Genomic DNA, 20319 nt, shown 5'->3' on the forward strand with positions numbered 1-20319 from the left:
ACGTAAACGTACAAAATTGAATTTGATGACACTTGTCAGGTGCATTTCTTATCTAGTTTTCAGGGTATATAACCTGTAGGTTTAGTGACAATAGCGAAGAGGTCACACCTGTTCCCATACCGAACACAGAAGTTAAGCTCTTCAGCGCCGATGGTAGTTGGGTTTTCCCTGCGAGAGTAGGACGTCGCTAAGCCAACCTATTTAATTAAATATTTTATTGTCGCGGGGTGGAGCAGTCTGGTAGCTCGTCGGGCTCATAACCCGGAGGCCGTAGGTTCAAATCCTGCCCCCGCAACCAAATTTTGTTTTACATATTTTAATGTAATCTAATTTAATATTAAGTGGTCCGGTAGTTCAGTTGGTTAGAATGCCTGCCTGTCACGCAGGAGGTCGCGGGTTCGAGTCCCGTCCGGACCGCCATTTATTTTATGAAGAATATTTAAACTGTTTTTTCTATCACCAAATAGAAAAAACAGTTTTTTTGATTACAAGGTTTGTCGATCATTTCTATTATGATTAATTTTTGCTATGATAGGAGTAGTTCATGAAAGGATGGCCAACAGGGTGAATGAATTTAAATTTATTAATTCAATAAAACAATCTTATTATCGAAATAATACTACGATAAAAGGTATTGGAGATGATGCGGCAGTTTTTCGTCTTCCATATCATGATATCGTCACCTCTGTCGATACGCTTGTCGATGGCATTCATTTTTCAAAAGAAACGATGAAACCTTTTCATGTTGGTTATCGATCTTTGGCAGCTAATCTTAGCGATATGGCTGCGATGGGCGCAAACCCCATTTCATATTTAGTATCAATCGTTGTACCAAAGAACTATTCCAATTACGATCTACAAGAAATTTATCATGGATTAGAAACATTAGCTAAAAAGCATCAAGTTGACTTAATTGGTGGCGATACGGTTACAGGAGAGCAACTTGTACTATCTGTCACAGTAAATGGAGCTGTTTTAGCTGGAAAGGCACGGTATCGTGATTTAATGCGTCCAGGTGATATTATTTTTGTGACAGGAACATTAGGTGACGCTGCTGCTGGATTAAATATATTACTTGATAAACAATCGGTAGACTTTGGTGCAGACTATTTAATTAATCGTCACCGTATGCCGACACCAAGAGTAGAATTTGCCTCACAATTAGCTAATATTGAAAGGTTAGCTTTAAATGATATTAGTGATGGAATTGCAAGTGAAGCGAATGAACTTGCTCAAGCCTCTAGATTAACAATCTATCTTGATGAGGGAAAATTACCATTATCTAAAGAATTAAAGCAATTTCCACGAGCTCAACAGTTGGATTATAGTTTAAGTGGTGGAGAAGACTTTGAATTGATTGGAGCTGTCTCACCTGAATATTGGCGTTTAGTTCGTGATGCGGCAGAACAAACTAATACTCCCATTGCAAAAATAGGGGAAGTTAAAGATGAATTAAAAAATAACGGAACTGTCTGGATTAAAAGAAATGAAACATATATTAAGTTACAATCTAGTGGATATGTTCATAAAAACTAAGGTGATAAAATGCAAACTATAAAAGTTATGTCTGAATTTGAAACGAAAACATTAGCAAGTAAACTTGCTCAACTTTTACGACCAAATAGTGTTATTACGCTAACTGGTGACCTAGGAGTTGGTAAAACAACCTTTACAAAAGGACTAGGTGAAGCTCTAGGTATTAAGCGGACAATTAATAGTCCGACATTTACGATAGTTAAGAGTTATCATGCGGAGATACCTTTACATCATATTGATGCCTATAGACTAGAGGATAGTGAAGAAGATATTGGCTTCGATGATTATTTCTCTGACCAAGCGATTACTGTTATTGAGTGGCCACAATTTATTGACTCGTTTTTACCTAAAGAGAGGTTAGACATATCAATTGAGCGGTTAGATGAAGAATCACGATTATTTAAACTTAATCCAATTGGTTCATATTATGAAAAAGTGTGTGAGGAGCTAGTAAGATGACAATATTAGCAATTGATACATCGAGTGAGACATTAGCCATTGCGCTATCACAAGATGGGAAGATAATTGCTGACTATAGCACAAGCAGCAAAAATAAACATTCAAAGCGGTTAATGCCAGCAATTGTTCAATTATTAGAGGATGCTCAAGTAAAGCCACAAGACTTAACGAAAATTGTCGTTGGTAAAGGACCTGGGTCATATACAGGGATAAGGATCGGATTATCAACAGCTAAAACGATGGCTTGGTCGCTAAATATACCAGTTGTCGGAGTTTCTAGCTTAGCCGCATTATCTCTACAAGCAAGAGATAGAGGCGCATTGATCTGTCCTTTCTTTGATGCAAGAAGGGACCTAGTTTATACAGGATTATATAATGAACATATTGAACCTGTCATTCAAGATCAAAATTGCTTAATGACGGATTGGCTCGAGCAGTTAAAAAAAGTAGAGCAACCAATAATCTTTTTAAGTCCTGATCTAGGAGCATTTCAATCAATGATTACAAAAGAATTAAAAGATCAGGCTGTATTTCTTCCAGAAGGATTAAATACTGTCAGAGCCGGCTTATTAGCCCTTTTCGGGGCAGATTTAGAAGGAGACAATGTTCACGAGCTTGTACCAAGTTATTTACGACTTGTTGAAGCTGAAGCAAATTGGCTAGCAAGTCAAAAGGAGCAATCCAATGAGTAATATTGTTATTCGCCCAATGGAACTCAAAGATCTAGACCAAGTCGAAGAAATTGAAAGAAAGTCATTTACCTCGGTTTGGACAAAAAATTTATACAAAAAAGAATTACTTGAAAATCATTTTGCTTACTATTTTGTAATTGAGAAAGATGATAAGTTAATTGGATTTTGTGGTCTTTGGCTCGTACTGGACGAAGCGCAAGTTACAAATATTGCGGTTGATCCTCAATATCGTGGACAGGGCTATGGTGCCATGTTATTTCAATATATGTTAAACCATGCAATGACAAGAGGAGCAACAAATTTGTCTTTAGAAGTCAGATATTCAAACTATACGGCACAAAGGTTATATCAAAAATTCGGTTTAGAAAAAGCAGGCATTCGAAAAAATTATTATACAGATAATAATGAGGATGCTATTGTAATGTGGGTGAGATTATGAAACAAGAAAAAAACACGTATATATTAGCAATCGAAACAAGCTGTGATGAGACAGCTGCTGCCATTATTAAAAATGGAACAGAGATAGTAGCAAATGTTGTAGCGTCCCAAATAGAAAGTCACAAAAGATTTGGTGGCGTAGTACCCGAAATAGCCTCGAGACATCATGTTGAGCAAATGACTTATGTATTAGAAGAAACTTTTAATCAAGCAGAGTTAACTTTAGAAGAAATTGATGCGATTGCCGTAACTGAAGGCCCAGGATTAGTTGGTGCTTTATTAGTAGGTGTAAGTACAGCAAAAGCACTGGCATTTACTCATAATAAACCATTGATAGGCGTCCATCATATTGCTGGTCATATTTATGCTAACCGTCTAGTCGAGGAGTTTCAATTCCCATTACTGGCTTTAGTCGTCTCGGGTGGACATACAGAGTTGATCTTAATGAAAGAGCATGGACACTTTGAAGTGATTGGAGAGACAAGAGATGATGCTGCTGGTGAAGCCTATGATAAAGTAGCGCGAACAATGGATTTACCGTATCCAGGTGGACCGGAAATTGATCGCCTTGCCCAATTAGGTGAGGATAACTTGAATTTCCCTAGAGCATGGTTAGAAGAAGATTCATTTGATTTTAGTTTTAGTGGATTAAAGTCAGCTGTTATTAACACGCTTCATAATGCCAATCAAAAAGGTATTGAACTAGATCGAAAAGATATCGCAGCAAGCTTTCAAGCAAGTGTTGTGGAAGTTCTAGTTGAAAAAACGTATAAAGCAGCTGAAAAGTATCAAGTTAAACACGTGATTGTTGCTGGTGGTGTTGCAGCAAATCAAGGTTTAAGAACAGCACTAAAAGAAAGATTCAATGATCAATTAATTAAATTATCAATCCCACCACTTGCTTTATGTACAGATAATGCAGCAATGATTGGTGCTGCCGCAATGATTGATTATGAAAAAGGATTAAATACAGATTGGTCAATGAACGCAAATCCAGCCCTAGATTTAGAAATGTATGGTGCTCGCTAGGTATGAATTATACACAAGTTATCTACAGGTATGTGCATAACTCTTTCAAAGTCAGATCTATTAATAACTAATCTGTGCACATAATCAGTGGATAACTAATGAAAAATCTGTGGATAATGTTGATAACTATGTTAATGTATTGAATTATCAAGGCTGAAATTGTGGATAAAATAAAAAGAGATTATTTGAAGGTGATGAATGAATAATGACCTTCAAATAATCTCTTTTTTAGTTTTAAATTTCTGAATGCTCATGTAAAGCTTCCCACTCTTGCATGAGTTCTTCAATCTTATCAGTTAATTCTTGATTAGCGGTAGTTAGTTCTAATGCTTTTTCATGATCCTGATAAACTTCAGGTTTGATAAGCTCTAACTCATTTTCAGCAATTTTTTCTTCTAATGCTTCAATTTCTATCTCAATTTCTTCGATCCGTCTTAATCGTTTGCGTTCTAATTGCTTTCGCTGCTTTTCTTCATGGTAATTAGTCTTTGGTTCAGGTGTTACCGATTTTGTGTTAACTTTTTCTTGATTTAATGCTTCTATTTCTTCTTGTTCTTGTTTTTTCGATACATAGTAATCATAATCACCTAAGTATACTGTTATGCCATCATGACTTAATTCATAAACATGTGTTGCAATCTCGTTAATAAAGTATCGATCGTGAGAAACAAAAATAATTGTACCAGGGAAATCAATTAGTGCAGCTTCTAAGATTTCTTTACTCGTTAAGTCTAAATGGTTTGTCGGCTCATCAAGAATAAGCAAATTAGATTGCTTCATCATCAGCTTTGCTAATGCTAGACGTGCTTTTTCTCCACCACTTAATGTCGCGACAGGGCTAAGTACGTCTTCACCAGAAAATAAGAAATTCCCTAAAACAGTCCGAATCTCTTGTTCATTTACGTGCGGGAACTCATCCCATAATTCCATCAGTACTGTTTTTCGTGAATCAAGCCTTGCAAGCTCCTGATCGTAATAGCCTACTTCAACATTGGTCCCAAAAGTTAATGAACCAGTAGTTGCTTGATGCTCTGAAATTAATGTTTTTAACAATGTTGTCTTACCGACACCATTAGGACCCACTAGAGCAATACGATCCTGGCGGTTAACAGTAAAGTTCAAGTTAGAAAAAATATTTTTTTCCTCATTAGGATATCTAAATGATAAGTTCTCTACCTTTAACACATTATTACCACTGCGCTGTTTTATATCAAAGCTAAATGAAGCCTGTCCCTCTTCACCTTTAGGCTTATCTAATCGATTCATTTTTTCCAGCTGTTTACGTCTACTTTGTGCTCTTTTTGTCGTTGATGCTCTCACTAAGTTGCGCTGAACAAACTCTTCCATACGCTGAATCTCAGACTGTTGTTTTTCATATGCTTTAAATTCACGCTCATAATCGAGTGCTTTTTGTTCTAAGTATTTTGTATAATTTCCGTGATATTTTTTCGACTGTTGATGTGCAATTTCATATATAATATCAACTGTATGATCAAGGAAATAACGGTCGTGAGATACAATGACGATAGCACCATGGTAACTACGTAAAAATTGCTCTAACCATGATAATGTAGTAATATCTAAATGGTTTGTCGGTTCGTCTAATATTAATAAATCAGGTTTAGATAACAATAGCTTTGCTAAAGCAAGACGAGTCTTTTGCCCGCCACTTAATTCATATATTGGCGTATTAAAATCAAAATCTGCAAAATTTAAGCCATTTAAAATCGTTTTTATGTCAGATTCATATTGATAGCCGCCATTATCTTTAAAACTTTGTAGTCTATTATCATATTGATTAAGTAATTGTTGATAACGTGATGGATCATTTAATAAATCAGGATCACCCATTTTTGCTTCCATTTCACGTAAAGCTTTTTCTTCTTCAATTAACTCATTAAAGACACTCTTCATCTCATTCCAGATTGTCTCTTTTGTTTCAAGTCCCGTATGTTGATCTAAGTAACCCATCGTGACATCTTTTGAACGATGAATTGTTCCTTCATCATAGGGCAAAATACCGGCGATAATTTTTAGTAATGTTGATTTACCAGATCCGTTTCGGCCAACTATAGCAATTCTATCATTGGCCTTCACTTCTAACTTAATATTGTTTAAAATAGTTTCAGCACCAAATCGTTTTACTAATTGGTTAATTTGTAATAAAATCATAGCAATTCACCTCATCTATCTCAATTTATCGTATCATTTGCTGAAAGAGTAAGCAAAATCTATGTAATAATAAAAAATAATTTTATAAGACTTTCGATCAATAATTTGTTACACTAATTATAGAGACTATGATCAACAGTGAACAAAGATTATATTAAAGAAGGAGTCTAAGTAATGGAAATTAATAACAATATCCCTCAAGCTACGGCAAAAAGATTACCGTTATACTATCGTTTTCTTAATAATCTTCATCTACAGGGTAAAACAAGAGTATCATCTAAAGAATTAAGCGAAGCAGTTAAAGTTGACTCGGCAACAATTAGACGAGACTTTTCCTATTTCGGTGCTTTAGGAAGAAAGGGTTATGGTTATAACGTTGAGTACTTATTAGAATTTTTCCGTAAGACATTAAATCAAGACAATGAATCAAATGTCGCTTTAATCGGGGTCGGAAACTTAGGTACTGCATTTTTACACTACAATTTTTCAAAAAGCAATAATACGAAAATTGCTAAAGCATATGATGCTAATCCTGATTTAATCGGTAAAGAGGTTGGTCATGTAATGGTAGAAGATGTTGAAAAGTTAGACCAATCACTATCCGAATCCGACATTGACGTAGCCATATTAACTGTTCCTGGACATGTAGCACAAAGTGTTACTGACGTAATAGTTAAAGCAGGCGTAAAAGGAATATTGAACTTTACTCCTGCGCGACTTACAGTTCCTGCAGATGTTCGCGTCCATCATATTGATTTAACAGTGGAGCTTCAATCACTACTTTATTTTGTTGAACATTATCCACTTGAAAAGAAATAAACAACAAGTCCTATGCTTGTTGTTTATTTTTTTTGATTTCGCTTAATTTTTAAATAAAATTGCAATAATCGAATCCCTATTCCTACTTCTAGCGTTGCTAGAACGCTTAAAAATAGCGTTAAAGGATCGAGAACTGTTTCAGTAATAGAATGGTAAGCAAAATAAATAAATAATGCTCCCATAATAAAATGAAACATTGCCCCCCTTAATGGTGAAACAATTCGCATAACTAGATTATCCTCCTATAAAAACATCTGAATAAAGTTGACTTGTTCAATAACATTTGGTGGTAATGTCAGTTGCACAATGACAACAAATGTATTCATCAAGACGTGTGCCATTATCGGCACAATAATTCGCTTTGATTTTACATATACAAATGCAAACACAAAAGCCATTATAAAGTAAAGGTGAATGTGGGTAAAGTCGTTATGTATAACTGCGAAAATTAATCCAGAAATGACCCCAGCAATCCAAAAGTTTGAGCGTTTATAGAGCTCACCGAAGATAATTTTTCGAAAGATAATTTCTTCAAGAATCGGACCGACGATTGCTACGATGATAATGAAGATCGGATAAGCACGAGCAATTTCCATAATCTGAGCTGTATTTTGTGATTGTTCAACAGACCCAAATATTAGCATATACAGTAAGTTACCTAGCGCTTGACCAAATAGTGCCATAAAGAATCCTATTACAATCCAAACAAAAGTCATCGTATCACTAGAACGACTTTGATCACTTATTTGATCTTTCTTATTCAATAGAAGAATTGACACAAATACGGCAACTAAAAAGATAAATACCTGCCAGTTCATTATAATCTGATTATGACTATCTGCATCAAGGTCAAAAGGTAGTAATAATTTTGCTACAAGTACCGGAGATAACTGGGCAAATAGATAAGTAAAGATAATTCCCAAATAACGTTTAGTCATAGATATACTCCTTCCTTTCAAAAACACCAATATACGTATTCTAACACAAAATAACTAGACAATTAACACCAACATGTTATAAGTAAAATTAATTAATAAAAAAATTATCACTTTGCTTGCATATTGAAAATAAATTTATTATTATAATAGTGGTGTTAGCACTCAATGTTGGCGAGTGCTAAAAAACGTTTAATTCAATGGAGGAGGGTTTTTAGTATGTTAAAACCATTAGGAGATCGTATCATTATTGAACTTGTAGAAGAAGAAGAAAAAACAGCAAGTGGTATTGTGTTACCTGACACAGCAAAGGAAAAGCCACAACAAGGCCGAGTAGTTTCAGTTGGATCAGGTCGAGTAGCAGATAACGGTTCCAAAATTACTCCAGAAGTAGAAGAAGGGAACCTTGTTATTTTTGCTAAATATGCAGGTACAGAATTAAAGTATGAAGGTAAAGATTACTTAATTCTACGTGAAGATGATATTTTAGCTGTAATTGGATAATTAAAAGCAGATTAAATAAATACTTAGTTAATAGGAGGATTTATCAATGGCAAAAAACATTAAATTCAGTGAAGATGCACGTCAAGCAATGCTTCGCGGTGTAGATACATTAGCAAATGCTGTAAAAGTAACATTAGGACCTAAAGGTCGTAACGTTGTTTTAGATAAAAGCTTTGGTTCACCATTAATTACAAACGATGGTGTTACAATTGCTAAAGAAATCGAATTACAAGATCGTTTCGAAAATATGGGAGCACAACTTGTTTCAGAAGTAGCTTCACAAACTAACGATGTTGCAGGAGACGGAACGACAACAGCAACAGTTTTAGCACAAGCAATGATTAAAGAAGGATTGAAAAACGTTGCTTCTGGAGCAAACCCTGTCGGTGTTCGCCGTGGAATTGAAAAAGCTGTTGAAGTTGCAGTAGACGAGCTTAGAAAAATTTCACAAACAGTTGAAGATAAAGAATCAATCGCTCAAGTTGCAGCTATTTCAGCAAATGACGAAGAAGTAGGTCAATTAATCGCTGAAGCAATGGAGCGCGTTGGTAATGATGGTGTAATTACTGTTGAAGAATCAAGAGGATTCAGCACTGAACTTGAAGTAGTAGAAGGTATGCAATTTGACCGCGGATATACTTCACCATATATGGTATCTGACCAAGATAAGATGGAAGCAGTGCTTGAAGATCCATATATTTTAGTAACAGATAAGAAAATTAACAACATTCAAGATGTATTACCAGTACTTGAGCAAGTTGTACAACAAAGCAAGCCACTATTAATTATTGCTGAAGATGTTGAAGGTGAAGCACTTGCAACATTGGTTGTAAACAAACTTCGTGGAACATTTAATGCAGTAGCTGTAAAAGCACCAGGATTTGGTGACCGTCGTAAGGCAATGCTTGAAGATATTGCGACACTTACAGGTGCAGAAGTGATTACTGAAGATCTAGGTCTTGATCTTAAGTCTTCATCAATTGAGCAACTTGGTCGCGCAGCTAAAGTTGTTGTTACAAAAGAAAACACAACAATTGTTGATGGAGCAGGAAATCCTGAAACAATTTCAGCACGTGTACAACAAATCCGTGCTCAAATCGAAGAAACAACATCTGAATTTGATAAAGAAAAATTACAAGAGCGCTTAGCTAAGTTATCTGGTGGTGTTGCAGTTGTTAAAGTTGGTGCTGCAACTGAAACAGAACTTAAAGAGCGTAAGCTTCGTATTGAAGATGCTTTAAACTCAACACGTGCAGCTGTTGAAGAAGGTATTGTTTCTGGTGGTGGTACAGCACTAATGAACATTTACTCAAAAGTTGCTGGAATTGAGCTTGAAGGCGACGAAGCAACTGGTGCAAGCATCGTTCTACGTGCACTAGAAGAGCCTGTACGTCAAATTGCAACTAACGCTGGTCTAGAAGGATCAATCGTTGCTGAGCGTCTAAAAGGAGAAGAAATTGGTGTTGGATTCAACGCAGCTACTGGCGAGTGGGTAAACATGATTGAAGCTGGTATCGTTGACCCAACTAAAGTTACTCGTTCTGCTCTACAAAACGCAGCATCTGTTGCAGCTATGTTCTTAACAACTGAAGCGGTTGTTGCAGATATCCCAGAAGATAAGTCAGGCACACCTGATATGGGTGGCATGGGCGGAATGCCGGGCATGATGTAATCAGGCGTCATAAAGCCTGTTAAATCAATGTTTCTACACTGGATATGTGTGTAGGGGTAACATTGGGGTAACATTTTACAAATTAGAGGTCATTCATTAATTTTGAAAATTTAATGGAGGCCTCTTTTTTTATTTCTTTTGTTACATGGAGACTTTGAGGTGAGAGTATTGGAGCTTTGGGAATATGCAGGAAAAAGAGTAAGAGTGATTGATATAGATGGACAAGTATTTGAAGGCGACTGCATCGATTACACTCAAGCTCTTGATAATGATCCAGAAATAGCGAGTATCGGGGTTGTTACTCAACCAGGTGCTGGCTTCTCATATGAGTTGTATGAAAATGAGATAAAGAGTATAGAGATTATAGACTAGGTATTTACTAAGTAAAATTAGTAGGTGTTATTTTTATGCTCTTTTTTAGGAGGTGATCTTTACCTCTCAGCTAGTGAGTGACTAGTCTTTGGTAAAATGTAAAGGTGGTGGAAACGTGAGGAACATTAGAAATTTATTGTGGGGTACTTTCAATTATCGAAATAAAGGAATTCCGTTCTATAAATCGCCATTAGTTGGCTATAAGTTCATGTTAGAAAGTAGATAAATGCACTCAGCAGACAGGTGTTGAGTGCATTTATTGTTCTAATATAACCTGCTAAAGCATGGTTTTTCGATACCATTTATTTTGAGGTACCGATTTTCCTATTATTCTGTAGTCAGTTTCGTCACTCATATCAATGATACGTATATCTTTTATTATTTCTTTGCTCAGAACTGCTGCAATCTCATTTTCGTTTTCGTACCTAAGCAATTGACGAGGACCTCGAGATGAAATCATAGTACGGATATCATTATATTCAAAAATAAAAGTTAGTAGTCTAAAAATATCAATACCAGGATTATCTTCGGTTACTTCACCGATTAGAAGTACCCAGATTCCATTGTTTTTAATATATTGGATGCCTTCAAGATTACGGGACCAGTGACTATAATACTTTGTAGGAAATACAAATTTTCTTGTTGTTTTACTGTAAGGATGAATGCGAAATATTTGTCCAGTATAAAATATGTTCCTTAGAAACTCACTTTCAATTTCAGATAGTTCTTCTTTTTCTGACAGACATTTATATTTTGAGATTAATGGTAAGAACAACTTTTGAGAATAGCTCTTATAACTATCTAGCGTTCTTCTCTCACCAAAACTGTGGTTAGTAAGCCAATTGAATATATTATCATTTGATTTGTCAATTTAAGCTAGACAAATGTGATTCATCGATGTAACTCAAAAACACTTCCAAAGGCGTTCGATAATTTAGTGATTTTCTAGGGATTTTATTTCTCTTGTCAGCTACTGCGGACACAAAGTTCTGATCGACTTCGTTGAAGTCCATTTCTTTTGGCAAACCATCTTTTCAAAGTAAGCCATTTGATTGTTCATTTAAGCCACGTTGTGAAGGTGTTCCTGGGTCTGCAAAGTAGATTGAGACATCATGTTGGTTGGACAACGATTTCCAATTACTAAATTCTTTCCCATTATCAAATGTGAAAGACTTAAACAGATTTCTTGGAATAGATTGAAACCACTGTGTTAGCGTTGTTTCAATGTCACTTGCTTTTCTACCTTCTGGCTTTAAAGTGATGATAGCTTTAGATAGACGTTCCACCAATGTGATAACTGCGCTTTTATGATGAGCACCAACGATTGTGTCACCTTCAATGTAACCAAATTCATCTTTAAATAGAGGATAGTCTTTATCTCTTTCAGAGATATGTCGTTTGAAAGCTTGCTTTCCACGTCGTTCGTTGTGTCCATTTGGTTTTCTTATGCCCTTCATAGGGAGCGTTGTTCTATCAAAGTAACCGTCCTCAAAGCGACGATATAAAGTTCTCATTGAACAACTGATGGGCTGTTCAGCACGCCCAATAATAACGTCCGGCGTCCATCCAAGGGAAACCTTTTCCTTGACGTATTCCTGCTCTTTTTTAGGCAAGGAGATCTTACGTCTACCGCATCGCCTTTTGTTTTCCTTGTAGCGTTTGTAGTAATTGATCGCTGAGTGACCCTGCTTCAAAAAGTTAATGACGTTATAAATGGGTTGACGCGAACGTTTTAAGCGTTCAGCGATAATCGCAACTGAAATATTTTGATGATAATAAGCTTCTATCATTACTCATTCATCCGTGGTAAGATGGGTGTAGGTCATTTATGATCACTCCTATTCTTCGTGGTGGAAGTATAGTAAGAGTGTATCATAAATGACTTTTTTAGTTGTCTAGCTTAATTTTACAATCTACGTTTAATAAAATGATCTATTTTATGTTTTAAAATTAATGGATCAACTGGTTTTAAAATGTAGTCCATTGATCCATCAAAATAATTCATCATATATTTTGTTTGAGAAGTATCAGTATTAATAAAAAGAATTGGTATGTCCTTCGTTTTATCGATTGCTCTAATAACTTTTACAGTTGTATAGCTATCTACACCTATAGTTTGATCGTCAAGCAAGATAAGAGCGAAATTATGATTAACAATATACTGAATGGCTTCTTCACTAGTACTCGCTCTAACTAAGTTATATTTTTCTTGGTTAATAACAGACTCGATTATAAATTGAGTTTTGTTAAGTTTATCTACGATTAATAGATTAATCTTTTCATCTGCGAACATGCTCGAGTATCTCCTTCCGTAGGAAAGTATAAATGACCTATTTATGTAATATATAACTTAGTTTCGAGCATACATCTCGATACCCTGATTTTACTATACATTAAAATTGCAAGGCAACAGAGAAAATCTGTTAATAATCTATCACTTTTAGAGAGTTCTTTAGTAAAACGATAGAAAAGATGCGTTACTGATAGTTTATTAGGGAAAACGCTTTCTTTTTCTGTTGACATGTCACTTATTTAACCCTACTATAATAGGCAGTGAGAACTGAGTGTCAACATCAGGAGGGATAAATATGAAATTTGATTTACATAATCACCACTATCGTTGTGGTCATGCAGAAGGTAATATTGAAGACTATATTAAGTCAGCGATTGATCGTGGTCTAAGCTATATTGGTATTGCTGATCATTCACCGTATTTTTATAGTGAAGAGGATCGTTTGCATCCGGGCGTTGCGATGGCGAAAAGTGAATTTCCTAACTATGTTAATGAAGTGCTTGAATTAAAGAAGAAATATGAGGGTAAAATCCATGTCTTATTGGGAGTTGAAAGTGACTATTTCCCAGAGCATGAGGAACTCTATCGAAATGTTTATAATCAATACCCATTTGATTATGTGATTGGATCTGTACACCATGTTAATGGCAAAAATATTTTTGAACGCGGCCGTTGGGATGGGCTTAATGAGCAGGAACGAATCGCAGAAAAAGAGCGATACTATCAATTGATACAGAAATCAGCTAAAAGTGGTCTCTTCCAAGTGTTAGGTCATATTGATGCAATGAAAGGTTTTTATCCTGAATTCACAAGGATTGAAACGCCTATTATCGAAAATACCTTGAAAGTAATAGCTGAAGCGGGTGTTGCGATAGAAGTGAATACATCAGGCAAAACAAAGGACTGTGGAGGATGGTATCCATCTCATGAGATTCTTGAGCGTGCTTTCCATTATGGGGTAGATATTACATTTGGTTCAGATGCCCATGTTCCTGAAAGAATTGGCGATGAATTTGAACTTGTGCAGCAAACGCTAAAAGCAATTGGTTATAACGAGATGGTCTACTATGTGGAGAAGGAAAGAAAAATTGTAACGTTCTAAATTAGTAATCAAATTAAAACACAAGCTTAATAGATAGAATGGATAATTAATCAGTTCTGTCTACAAGCTTGTGTTTTTTATAAGAGATCAGTCTGTGAAATACGCGCTAAGTTTTTTTGTGAATATAATCGTGGTGGTGCTTGTTATGTTAACTTATAAAAGCGCTTTGCATTAAGTCCGAATAGCTTAGCTAAATCGTTGTCTGAAAGTCGATGCTGTAATCCATGCTTTAACACTTCAACAACCTCATCATACGTTCCTGCTAGCAGGCAAACTGGCCAGTCACTACCGAACATGACTCGGTCAATCCCAAATGTGTCGAGGATATGCTGAATATATTGAACAAAATCATCCTTATTCCAGTGATCATGATTAGCTTCTGTAACCATACCGGACAACTTACAATAAATATTTTCATACGATGCAATTTCTTTGATGTGTTCATTCCAAGGCTCGAATTTTTGTGAGGCTATATCAGGTTTACCAAGATGATCAACGACACCTCTTAAGTTAGGCACTTGTTCAAGTAATTTAAGCACTGTTGGGAATTGATGATGGACAAATAATAAATCAACCGGTACATCCTCCTTAGCAAAATAACGGAGTGCTTCAATGTAATGGTCTTTTAAGGCAGTAGTCTCATCAGTCATATCTTGAATGTTTAAGCGAAAACCTAAAAACTTTGGATGCTTGGCAAGTTCATTAAACTGTTCAAGGTAGTTAGGCTGATCTAAATCGATCCAACCAACAACCCCTGCAATTGAATCATACTTGTCGCTAAGCTCTAATAAGAACTGACTCTCTTCAATTGTTGGTGCTGCTTGGACAAGAATCGTCTGATCAATCTTATGTCTGTTTAAATGAGGTAAGAGATCTTCGGGTAAATAATCTCGATAAAGCGTCGTTACATCAGGTGTAATCCAACCATAGTCACCTCGATTAATTCTCCAATAATGTTGATGTGCATCTAGTCGCATAGAAAATCATCCTCCCAATATTTTTTAGGAACAAAAATTCTATTAATGATTACTACTATGATAGCGACTTTCTACCAAGTTTGCTACTCAAACTATTTTGAAAGCTAGAAGTTATGGTAGAATATGATTAATTTAATGACAAGAGGTGATGACAATTAGTAAAAGTGAACAAGCTATTTTTACCAATATGTGCATGGTTTTTGACGATAACGGTCGGATACTCGTTCAAGACCGAATTAGCAAGAATTGGCCAGGAGTGACATTTCCAGGTGGGCATGTAGATCAGGGGGAATCGTTTACTAAATCGGTTATTAGAGAGGTTTGGGAAGAAACTGGTTTATTAATTAAGTCACCTGTTCTATGTGGAATTAAGCAGTTCCAAACAAAACGTGACGAACGCTATGTCGTCTTATTGTATAAAACAGATCAGTTTGAGGGTGAATTAAAATCATCTGATGAAGGTGAAGTTTTTTGGATTGAGCGTGAGCAATTATTAAACTATCAGCTTGCTCCTGACTTTGAACAGATGCTTCAGGTGTTTGAGTCTGATGAATTAAGTGAGTTTTATTATTACCGTGAAGGAGATCACTGGAACTTAAAGTTGCTTTAAATGTAGTTAGCCACAAAAGAAATCGGGACAAAATTGAACGATTCTAATTTTGTCCCGTATGATGGTTTAATTTTTGATTACCACGTTTTATTGTGGATCGGTTTTAAGATTGTCAAGACAGCATGCAATAATTGCTCATCAATCGGTTCAGTTGCCCACTGAATATTATGACGCATATTTGTAGGGTTAGCTGTACTAACTAATGTTGTTGGAATTAGCTCGTTACTTACAGCAAATTGGATCGCAAGTTTTGCAATATCGGCACCTTGCTCTTTACAGTAATTAGCCGCTTCCTGACAAACCCTCTTTATTTCATCATCAGCTGGATGCCATTCTGGTGGTCCACCTCGAGAACTAAGTAACCCCATCGAGAGAGGAGATGCATTAATTAAATCTACCTTCTTTTCCTCTAGAAACGGAATAAGATCAAGTAGTGATTGATCATTTAATGAATAGTGACAGTAAGATAAAATCAGATCAAGATCAGTCTGCGCCAGCACTCTTTTAAAAATTTCTAATGGATATGCAGATACACCGAAGTATCGAATTTTCCCTGCTTTTTTCAATTCATGCAATGCTGGAATACCCTCTTCCATAACCTCATCAAATGAACCAAATTCAATATCATGTAATAGAAGAATATCTAGATAGTCGGTATTTAATCGCTTTAGACTATCTTCAACACTCGTTAAGATACTTTTTCTTGAAAAATCAAAGTCATGTTCACCATATCGTCCCGCTTTTGAGGATAGAAAGTATTTGTCTCTAGGTATGTCTTGTAATGCTTTACCAAGTACATTTTCAGCTTTAGTCAAGCCGTAATAAGGTGAGACATCAATTAAATTAATACCAAGGTCAATGGCTTCATGTACTGTTCTAATCCCCTCTGATTCATTAATCTCCTTAAAAACTGAACCTAATGAGGAAGCACCATAGCTTAAGATAGACACATCCATATCAATATTTTTTAGTTTTCTATATTTCAATTCAGTCACTCCAATCAATGGCTATCATTCTAATAATTTTTAAAGTTGTATTAAGAGCATATGATTTTGAAGCTATCATAACATATCTTAATCGACATAAAAGCCCCTCTAATTATTGTATTTTCGAATCATACCCTCGCATAAACGTATTTCACATTAGTGTAATTAATCTTGTGAAATTTCGCGAATCATCAACTAATATAGATAATTCGAGAAAAATAAATCGACATATTTAACGGAAATGTGCAATCGTTATCAGGAAAACAAAGTTAATTGTAAATTTTGAATCAACAGATATAAAGATATAAATGCAGACTGTCTAGGTCGTGTTTTTGAAATAAAAGTTATTTATTAAATTGTTTAATTTACCAAAAACTATTGCAAAGTATTGACACTATTGTTAAGATGAAATTGCATGATGCAATCGCTTTCATTCGTGTTGTAGTTTATTAAGTTTCCCCTTTAATAACATGATTTTAGTAAAAATCTATAACTTTAACTAAAATCATGTTTAAATTACGACTTTGATGCAAGCGATTGCACACGTGCGATAGAAGAAAACATTAAAAAAGGAGCGGTTTTATGCGTAAGAGAATTGGGTTTATCTTAGCGTTGTTGGCAGTCTTCGTTTTAGTATTGTCGGGTTGTGCGTCAGATTCAGTTGATAACCGATCTTCTAGCTCTAAAGATTCAGTAGATGTTAATGTTTTTCAGTTTAAAGTAGAATTTAAAGATCAATTTGAGGAATTAGTAGAATTGTATATGAAAGAGAACGAACATGTGAATTTATCAGTCCAAACTGTTGGAGGGGGAAGTGATTATGCTGCTTCACTAAAAGCAGAAATGGCCTCTGGAAATGAACCGGTAATATTTAATATTGGTGGGCCAACAGAGTTAAATGAGTATCGCGATTATCTAGCCGACTTATCTGATACTCAGGCTGCTTCCTTAGCGCTGGATGGGACTTTAAATGGTATTGAAGAAGGTGGAGAAATCTTAGGGTTACCGTTCGCGCTTGAAGGTTATGGATTAATTTATAATAAAGAAATTTTTGATCAAGCAGGTGTTGATCCAAATACGTTAACGAGTTTTGCTGCATTAGAAGCTGCATTTGCAAAAATTGATGAGCAGAAAGAAGCACTGGGCCTTGAAGCTGTAGTCGCCTTCCCGGCATCGGAGCTATGGGTAATGGGAAATCACTTAGCTAACCATTACATTGCGCCTGAGTTTAATAGTGATATTATTGGTGCGTTTGAATCGGAAACAATTAATTTCACATATAGTGATCAGATGAAGAAAATGCTAGATTTACAAAGTCAATATTCTGTTCAACCTGTTCTCAGTCTAGATTATTCAATGCAAGTGGAGCAACTATTTTCAACAGGGAAGGTTGCTGTTATTCAACAGGGTAACTGGATTTATCCAACGGTGGAACAGATGGATAAAGATTTTGCTGAAAATGGAATTGGTTTAATACCAATGCCTTTTGATGGTGAATTCTCAGATCACTTACCAGTTGGTGTCCCGCAATATTGGGTCGTTAATAAAAATGCATCAGATGAACAAGTTAAAGCGGCTAAAGACTTCTTAGATTGGATGTATACATCAGATCAAGGAAAAGATTTTGTCTTAGATAAGTTTAAATTTATTCCTGCTTATGATGGTTACGATGCAGATCGGATAGCAGATCCATTATCGAAAACAGTGTATCAATATTCATTAGATGAGAAAACGATTGGCTGGACGTTTATGGCAACTCCTGTCGGTTGGAATGAAGACATCTTGGCAACAGAATTCCAAAAATATTTAGTTGGTGAAGTGACATGGGAAGAAGTGCTATCAACGTCGAAACAAGAATGGGAGAATGCTAGGAAGTAACGGGATGATAAGCGACTAACAGGACAATAGGTGATCGTTAGTCGCTTTACTAATCCATGGTGAAATCCTACTAAAATAAAAGACAACTAACTTGGATTTAGTGACGAGGGGGCTTTGTCAATGAATAACCGAAATCTTTCTTTTTGGCTCTTTATTACACCAGCTTTATTCGCCTTAACGACTGTAGTCTTTTTTCCGTTCCTCTATGGCTTTATTTATACCTTTACTGACTGGAATGGACTAAGTGCAACAACTTTTTTAGGACTGGAAAATTACTTAGCAATATTTAGTGATCAACGATTTATTGATTCGTTAATCTTTACAATTAAATTTGCAGTGACTTCAATTGTCATTGTTAATGTAGTTGGCCTTTCGTTAGCTGTTCTAGTGACACAAAAACTAAAAATTAGTAATGGCTTAAGAACAGTGTTCTTTATGCCCAATTTAATTGGTGGTTTAATTTTGGGCTTTATTTGGCAGTTTATCTTCATTAGTGGATTTGATGCAGTTGGAAAACTCCTAAATCTTAATTTTCTACAAGGATGGTTATCAACAGCTGAGACTGGCTTTTGGGGCTTAGTGATTTTAAATGTTTGGCAATACGCCGGATATATCATGATTATCTATATTTCATATTTACAAGGAATACCGCAGGAGCTAATTGAAGCTGCTGAAATCGATGGTGCAAATGGATTTCAACGCTTTTGGCGAGTTAAGTTTCCGTTAGTCGCTCCGGCATTTACGATTAGTCTTTTCTTAACTTTGTCAAATGCATTTAAACTTTATGATCAAAACTTAGCGTTGACTAATGGGGGACCGTACGGATCAACAGAAATGCTAGCTATGGAAATTTATAATACCGCTTTTAGTCGTTATGATATGGCTTATGCACAAGCAAAAGCAGTTATCTTCTTTATTCTGGTTGCTATTGTGGCATTAACACAAGTATATCTCAATAAGAAGCGTGAGGTGGAATTATAATGACTAGCAATAAGCTTCGAACAAAAATATTATTGACGATAACTAGTTCGGCTTTAGCTCTAATTTGGTTGTCACCATTTTATTTAATGATAGTAAATGCATTTAAGTCAAAGTTTGATATTTTTTCAAGTGTTTTGAGCTTACCAAGTGAGTGGCAGTTTGAAAACTTTATCCAGGCGTTTAATGATTTGGATTTTTTAAATTCATTAGCTAACTCATTTATTGTAACTTTCTTAAGCATCTTGATTATTATCGTCTTTTCATCAATGGCGGCTTACGCTCTAGCGAGAAATAAAAGCAGATTAAGTGGTGTGATATTTTTAGTGTTTGTTGCGGCGATGTTAATTCCGTTTCAATCAGTTATGATTCCACTCATTTCAATTTTTGGCCAGTTAGATATGTTAAATACATCTGGTTTAATTTATATGTACTTAGGCTTTGGGTCAAGCTTATCAATATTTCTCTATCATGGTGCAGTCAAGGGGATCCCTGCTTCACTAGATGAGGCAGCGATGATTGATGGTGCTTCGCGTTGGCAAATTTTCTGGCGAATTATTTTCCCAATGTTAAAGCCAGTTACGGTAACAGTCATGATCTTAAATGTTATCTGGATTTGGAATGACTACTTATTACCATCCCTGGTTTTAAGTCAAAGGTATGCCACTATTCCGTTAAGGATGTTCTTCTTCTTCGGTCAATATACAAAGCAATGGCATTTAGCTCTAGCTGGTTTGACATTAGCGATAATCCCAGTCATCATACTATATTTCTTTGCCCAAAAAGAGATTATTGAAGGAGTAGCTGAGGGCGCTGTGAAGTAGCGAAATAATATAAAGGCCCGACATTTGAGTCAGGCCTTTAATC

Annotated in this window: 21 protein-coding genes, 2 tRNA genes, 1 rRNA gene and 1 pseudogene; 17 read left to right on the forward strand and 8 right to left on the reverse strand. The window is 35.6% G+C overall.

The annotated features are described in order from the left end of the window. The first annotated feature begins 80 nt into the window (after positions 1–80). The 8 genes from rrf (at position 81) to tsaD (ending at position 4154) form a co-directional block, all read left to right on the forward strand. Positions 81–193, forward strand: a 5S ribosomal RNA gene (rrf, locus tag AXY_RS01960). A gap of 28 nt (positions 194–221) precedes the next feature. Next, positions 222–298, forward strand: a tRNA-Met gene (locus AXY_RS01965). Positions 299–343: 45 nt separating this feature from the next. Next, positions 344–420 (forward strand) — tRNA-Asp (locus AXY_RS01970). Between the two features lie 144 nt (positions 421–564). Further along, positions 565–1536 carry a thiamine-phosphate kinase gene (thiL, locus tag AXY_RS01975; protein WP_015009097.1) on the forward strand — a complete coding sequence of 324 codons (972 nt, stop codon included), beginning with the start codon at positions 565–567 and terminating at the stop codon, positions 1534–1536. 9 nt (positions 1537–1545) lie between these two features. Next, positions 1546–1995: a tRNA (adenosine(37)-N6)-threonylcarbamoyltransferase complex ATPase subunit type 1 TsaE gene (gene tsaE, locus AXY_RS01980; RefSeq protein ID WP_015009098.1), complete on the forward strand. Its 450-nt coding sequence runs from the start codon at positions 1546–1548 to the stop codon at positions 1993–1995. Next, positions 1992–2687 carry a tRNA (adenosine(37)-N6)-threonylcarbamoyltransferase complex dimerization subunit type 1 TsaB gene (tsaB, locus tag AXY_RS01985; RefSeq protein WP_015009099.1) on the forward strand — a complete coding sequence of 232 codons (696 nt, stop codon included), beginning with the start codon at positions 1992–1994 and terminating at the stop codon, positions 2685–2687. The genes tsaE and tsaB overlap by 4 nt, the downstream gene beginning before the upstream one ends. Next, positions 2680–3126 (forward strand): ribosomal protein S18-alanine N-acetyltransferase, encoded by a 447-nt coding sequence (rimI, locus tag AXY_RS01990; protein WP_015009100.1) that lies wholly within the window; start codon positions 2680–2682, stop codon positions 3124–3126. The genes tsaB and rimI overlap by 8 nt, the downstream gene beginning before the upstream one ends. Continuing rightward, positions 3123–4154, forward strand: coding sequence for a tRNA (adenosine(37)-N6)-threonylcarbamoyltransferase complex transferase subunit TsaD (gene tsaD / locus AXY_RS01995; RefSeq protein WP_081585479.1), 1032 nt, complete (start codon positions 3123–3125; stop codon positions 4152–4154). Before rimI ends, tsaD begins: the two co-directional genes overlap by 4 nt. A 234-nt stretch (positions 4155–4388) precedes the next feature. On the opposite strand, the gene AXY_RS02000 is transcribed toward tsaD, so the two are convergent. Continuing rightward, positions 4389–6326 carry an ABC-F family ATP-binding cassette domain-containing protein gene (locus tag AXY_RS02000; RefSeq protein WP_015009102.1) on the reverse strand — a complete coding sequence of 646 codons (1938 nt, stop codon included), beginning with the start codon at positions 6324–6326 and terminating at the stop codon, positions 4389–4391. A gap of 174 nt (positions 6327–6500) precedes the next feature. On the opposite strand from AXY_RS02000, the gene AXY_RS02005 reads away from it, so the two are divergent. Beyond that, entirely contained in the window at positions 6501–7145 is a 645-nt protein-coding gene (locus AXY_RS02005; RefSeq protein ID WP_015009103.1) for a redox-sensing transcriptional repressor Rex, read from the forward strand. 23 nt (positions 7146–7168) lie between these two features. On the opposite strand, the gene AXY_RS02010 is transcribed toward AXY_RS02005, so the two are convergent. Together AXY_RS02010 and AXY_RS02015 are read right to left on the reverse strand one after the other, a co-directional pair. Then, positions 7169–7372 carry a YdiK family protein gene (locus AXY_RS02010; protein ID WP_015009104.1) on the reverse strand — a complete coding sequence of 68 codons (204 nt, stop codon included), beginning with the start codon at positions 7370–7372 and terminating at the stop codon, positions 7169–7171. Positions 7373–7387: 15 nt separating this feature from the next. Beyond that, positions 7388–8083: a CPBP family intramembrane glutamic endopeptidase gene (locus AXY_RS02015; protein WP_015009105.1), complete on the reverse strand. Its 696-nt coding sequence runs from the start codon at positions 8081–8083 to the stop codon at positions 7388–7390. Between the two features lie 216 nt (positions 8084–8299). Between AXY_RS02015 and groES the strand changes: the two genes are divergently transcribed. The 3 genes from groES (at position 8300) to AXY_RS02030 (ending at position 10628) form a co-directional block, all read left to right on the forward strand. After that, positions 8300–8584 (forward strand): co-chaperone GroES, encoded by a 285-nt coding sequence (groES, locus tag AXY_RS02020; RefSeq protein ID WP_015009106.1) that lies wholly within the window; start codon positions 8300–8302, stop codon positions 8582–8584. A gap of 46 nt (positions 8585–8630) precedes the next feature. Next, positions 8631–10256: a chaperonin GroEL gene (gene groL, locus AXY_RS02025; RefSeq protein ID WP_015009107.1), complete on the forward strand. Its 1626-nt coding sequence runs from the start codon at positions 8631–8633 to the stop codon at positions 10254–10256. 159 nt (positions 10257–10415) lie between these two features. Continuing rightward, the gene (locus tag AXY_RS02030; protein ID WP_197536011.1) at positions 10416–10628 is read left to right on the forward strand and encodes a hypothetical protein; all 213 of its coding nucleotides are present in this window, start codon (positions 10416–10418) and stop codon (positions 10626–10628) included. A gap of 277 nt (positions 10629–10905) precedes the next feature. On the opposite strand, the gene AXY_RS02035 is transcribed toward AXY_RS02030, so the two are convergent. The 3 genes and pseudogenes from AXY_RS02035 to AXY_RS02045 all read right to left on the reverse strand — a co-directional run bounded on the left by AXY_RS02035 (position 10906) and on the right by AXY_RS02045 (position 12921). Then, positions 10906–11403, reverse strand: coding sequence for a hypothetical protein (locus tag AXY_RS02035; RefSeq protein ID WP_015009109.1), 498 nt, complete (start codon positions 11401–11403; stop codon positions 10906–10908). A gap of 91 nt (positions 11404–11494) precedes the next feature. After that, positions 11495–12418: pseudogene (locus AXY_RS02040) on the reverse strand (IS30 family transposase). A gap of 116 nt (positions 12419–12534) precedes the next feature. Continuing rightward, positions 12535–12921 (reverse strand): response regulator, encoded by a 387-nt coding sequence (locus AXY_RS02045; protein ID WP_015009112.1) that lies wholly within the window; start codon positions 12919–12921, stop codon positions 12535–12537. Positions 12922–13216: 295 nt separating this feature from the next. Between AXY_RS02045 and AXY_RS02050 the strand changes: the two genes are divergently transcribed. Then, positions 13217–14023 carry a histidinol-phosphatase gene (locus AXY_RS02050; RefSeq protein ID WP_015009113.1) on the forward strand — a complete coding sequence of 269 codons (807 nt, stop codon included), beginning with the start codon at positions 13217–13219 and terminating at the stop codon, positions 14021–14023. A 143-nt stretch (positions 14024–14166) separates the two neighbouring features. Here the strand turns inward: AXY_RS02050 and AXY_RS02055 are convergent, their stop codons facing one another. Next, positions 14167–15000, reverse strand: a complete 834-nt coding sequence (locus AXY_RS02055) for an amidohydrolase family protein (protein WP_015009114.1) — start codon at positions 14998–15000, stop codon at positions 14167–14169. A 148-nt stretch (positions 15001–15148) separates the two neighbouring features. On the opposite strand from AXY_RS02055, the gene AXY_RS02060 reads away from it, so the two are divergent. Further along, the gene (locus AXY_RS02060; protein ID WP_015009115.1) at positions 15149–15610 is read left to right on the forward strand and encodes an 8-oxo-dGTP diphosphatase; all 462 of its coding nucleotides are present in this window, start codon (positions 15149–15151) and stop codon (positions 15608–15610) included. 77 nt (positions 15611–15687) lie between these two features. Here the strand turns inward: AXY_RS02060 and AXY_RS02065 are convergent, their stop codons facing one another. Continuing rightward, the gene (locus AXY_RS02065) at positions 15688–16596 is read right to left on the reverse strand and encodes an aldo/keto reductase (RefSeq protein WP_015009116.1); all 909 of its coding nucleotides are present in this window, start codon (positions 16594–16596) and stop codon (positions 15688–15690) included. A 582-nt stretch (positions 16597–17178) separates the two neighbouring features. Here AXY_RS02065 and AXY_RS02070 point away from each other — a divergent pair. The 3 genes from AXY_RS02070 (at position 17179) to AXY_RS02080 (ending at position 20276) form a co-directional block, all read left to right on the forward strand. Next, a complete protein-coding gene (locus tag AXY_RS02070) occupies positions 17179–18474 on the forward strand; it encodes an ABC transporter substrate-binding protein (RefSeq protein ID WP_015009117.1) in 1296 nt (431 codons plus the stop codon). 120 nt (positions 18475–18594) lie between these two features. Further along, positions 18595–19455, forward strand: coding sequence for a carbohydrate ABC transporter permease (locus AXY_RS02075; RefSeq protein ID WP_015009118.1), 861 nt, complete (start codon positions 18595–18597; stop codon positions 19453–19455). Further along, positions 19455–20276: a carbohydrate ABC transporter permease gene (locus AXY_RS02080; protein WP_015009119.1), complete on the forward strand. Its 822-nt coding sequence runs from the start codon at positions 19455–19457 to the stop codon at positions 20274–20276. Before AXY_RS02075 ends, AXY_RS02080 begins: the two co-directional genes overlap by 1 nt. Positions 20277–20319 lie beyond the last annotated feature (43 nt).

The organism is Amphibacillus xylanus NBRC 15112 (assembly GCF_000307165.1).
GTDB classification, from domain to species: domain Bacteria; phylum Bacillota; class Bacilli; order Bacillales; family Amphibacillaceae; genus Amphibacillus; species Amphibacillus xylanus.

Excerpts from the sequence above, each read along its gene's own strand:
- tsaE (WP_015009098.1), top strand. The coding sequence starts at position 1,546 with ATGCAAACTATAAAAGTTATGTCTGAATTTGAAACGAAAACATTAGCA.
- tsaB (WP_015009099.1), top strand. The coding sequence starts at position 1,992 with ATGACAATATTAGCAATTGATACATCGAGTGAGACATTAGCCATTGCG.
- rimI (WP_015009100.1), top strand. The coding sequence starts at position 2,680 with ATGAGTAATATTGTTATTCGCCCAATGGAACTCAAAGATCTAGACCAA.
- tsaD (WP_081585479.1), top strand. The coding sequence starts at position 3,123 with ATGAAACAAGAAAAAAACACGTATATATTAGCAATCGAAACAAGCTGT.
- AXY_RS02000 (WP_015009102.1), bottom strand. The coding sequence starts at position 6,326 with ATGATTTTATTACAAATTAACCAATTAGTAAAACGATTTGGTGCTGAA.
- AXY_RS02005 (WP_015009103.1), top strand. The coding sequence starts at position 6,501 with ATGGAAATTAATAACAATATCCCTCAAGCTACGGCAAAAAGATTACCG.
- AXY_RS02010 (WP_015009104.1), bottom strand. The coding sequence starts at position 7,372 with ATGCGAATTGTTTCACCATTAAGGGGGGCAATGTTTCATTTTATTATG.
- AXY_RS02015 (WP_015009105.1), bottom strand. The coding sequence starts at position 8,083 with ATGACTAAACGTTATTTGGGAATTATCTTTACTTATCTATTTGCCCAG.
- groES (WP_015009106.1), top strand. The coding sequence starts at position 8,300 with ATGTTAAAACCATTAGGAGATCGTATCATTATTGAACTTGTAGAAGAA.
- groL (WP_015009107.1), top strand. The coding sequence starts at position 8,631 with ATGGCAAAAAACATTAAATTCAGTGAAGATGCACGTCAAGCAATGCTT.
- AXY_RS02045 (WP_015009112.1), bottom strand. The coding sequence starts at position 12,921 with ATGTTCGCAGATGAAAAGATTAATCTATTAATCGTAGATAAACTTAAC.
- AXY_RS02050 (WP_015009113.1), top strand. The coding sequence starts at position 13,217 with ATGAAATTTGATTTACATAATCACCACTATCGTTGTGGTCATGCAGAA.
- AXY_RS02055 (WP_015009114.1), bottom strand. The coding sequence starts at position 15,000 with ATGCGACTAGATGCACATCAACATTATTGGAGAATTAATCGAGGTGAC.
- AXY_RS02060 (WP_015009115.1), top strand. The coding sequence starts at position 15,149 with ATGACAATTAGTAAAAGTGAACAAGCTATTTTTACCAATATGTGCATG.
- AXY_RS02070 (WP_015009117.1), top strand. The coding sequence starts at position 17,179 with ATGCGTAAGAGAATTGGGTTTATCTTAGCGTTGTTGGCAGTCTTCGTT.
- AXY_RS02075 (WP_015009118.1), top strand. The coding sequence starts at position 18,595 with ATGAATAACCGAAATCTTTCTTTTTGGCTCTTTATTACACCAGCTTTA.
- AXY_RS02080 (WP_015009119.1), top strand. The coding sequence starts at position 19,455 with ATGACTAGCAATAAGCTTCGAACAAAAATATTATTGACGATAACTAGT.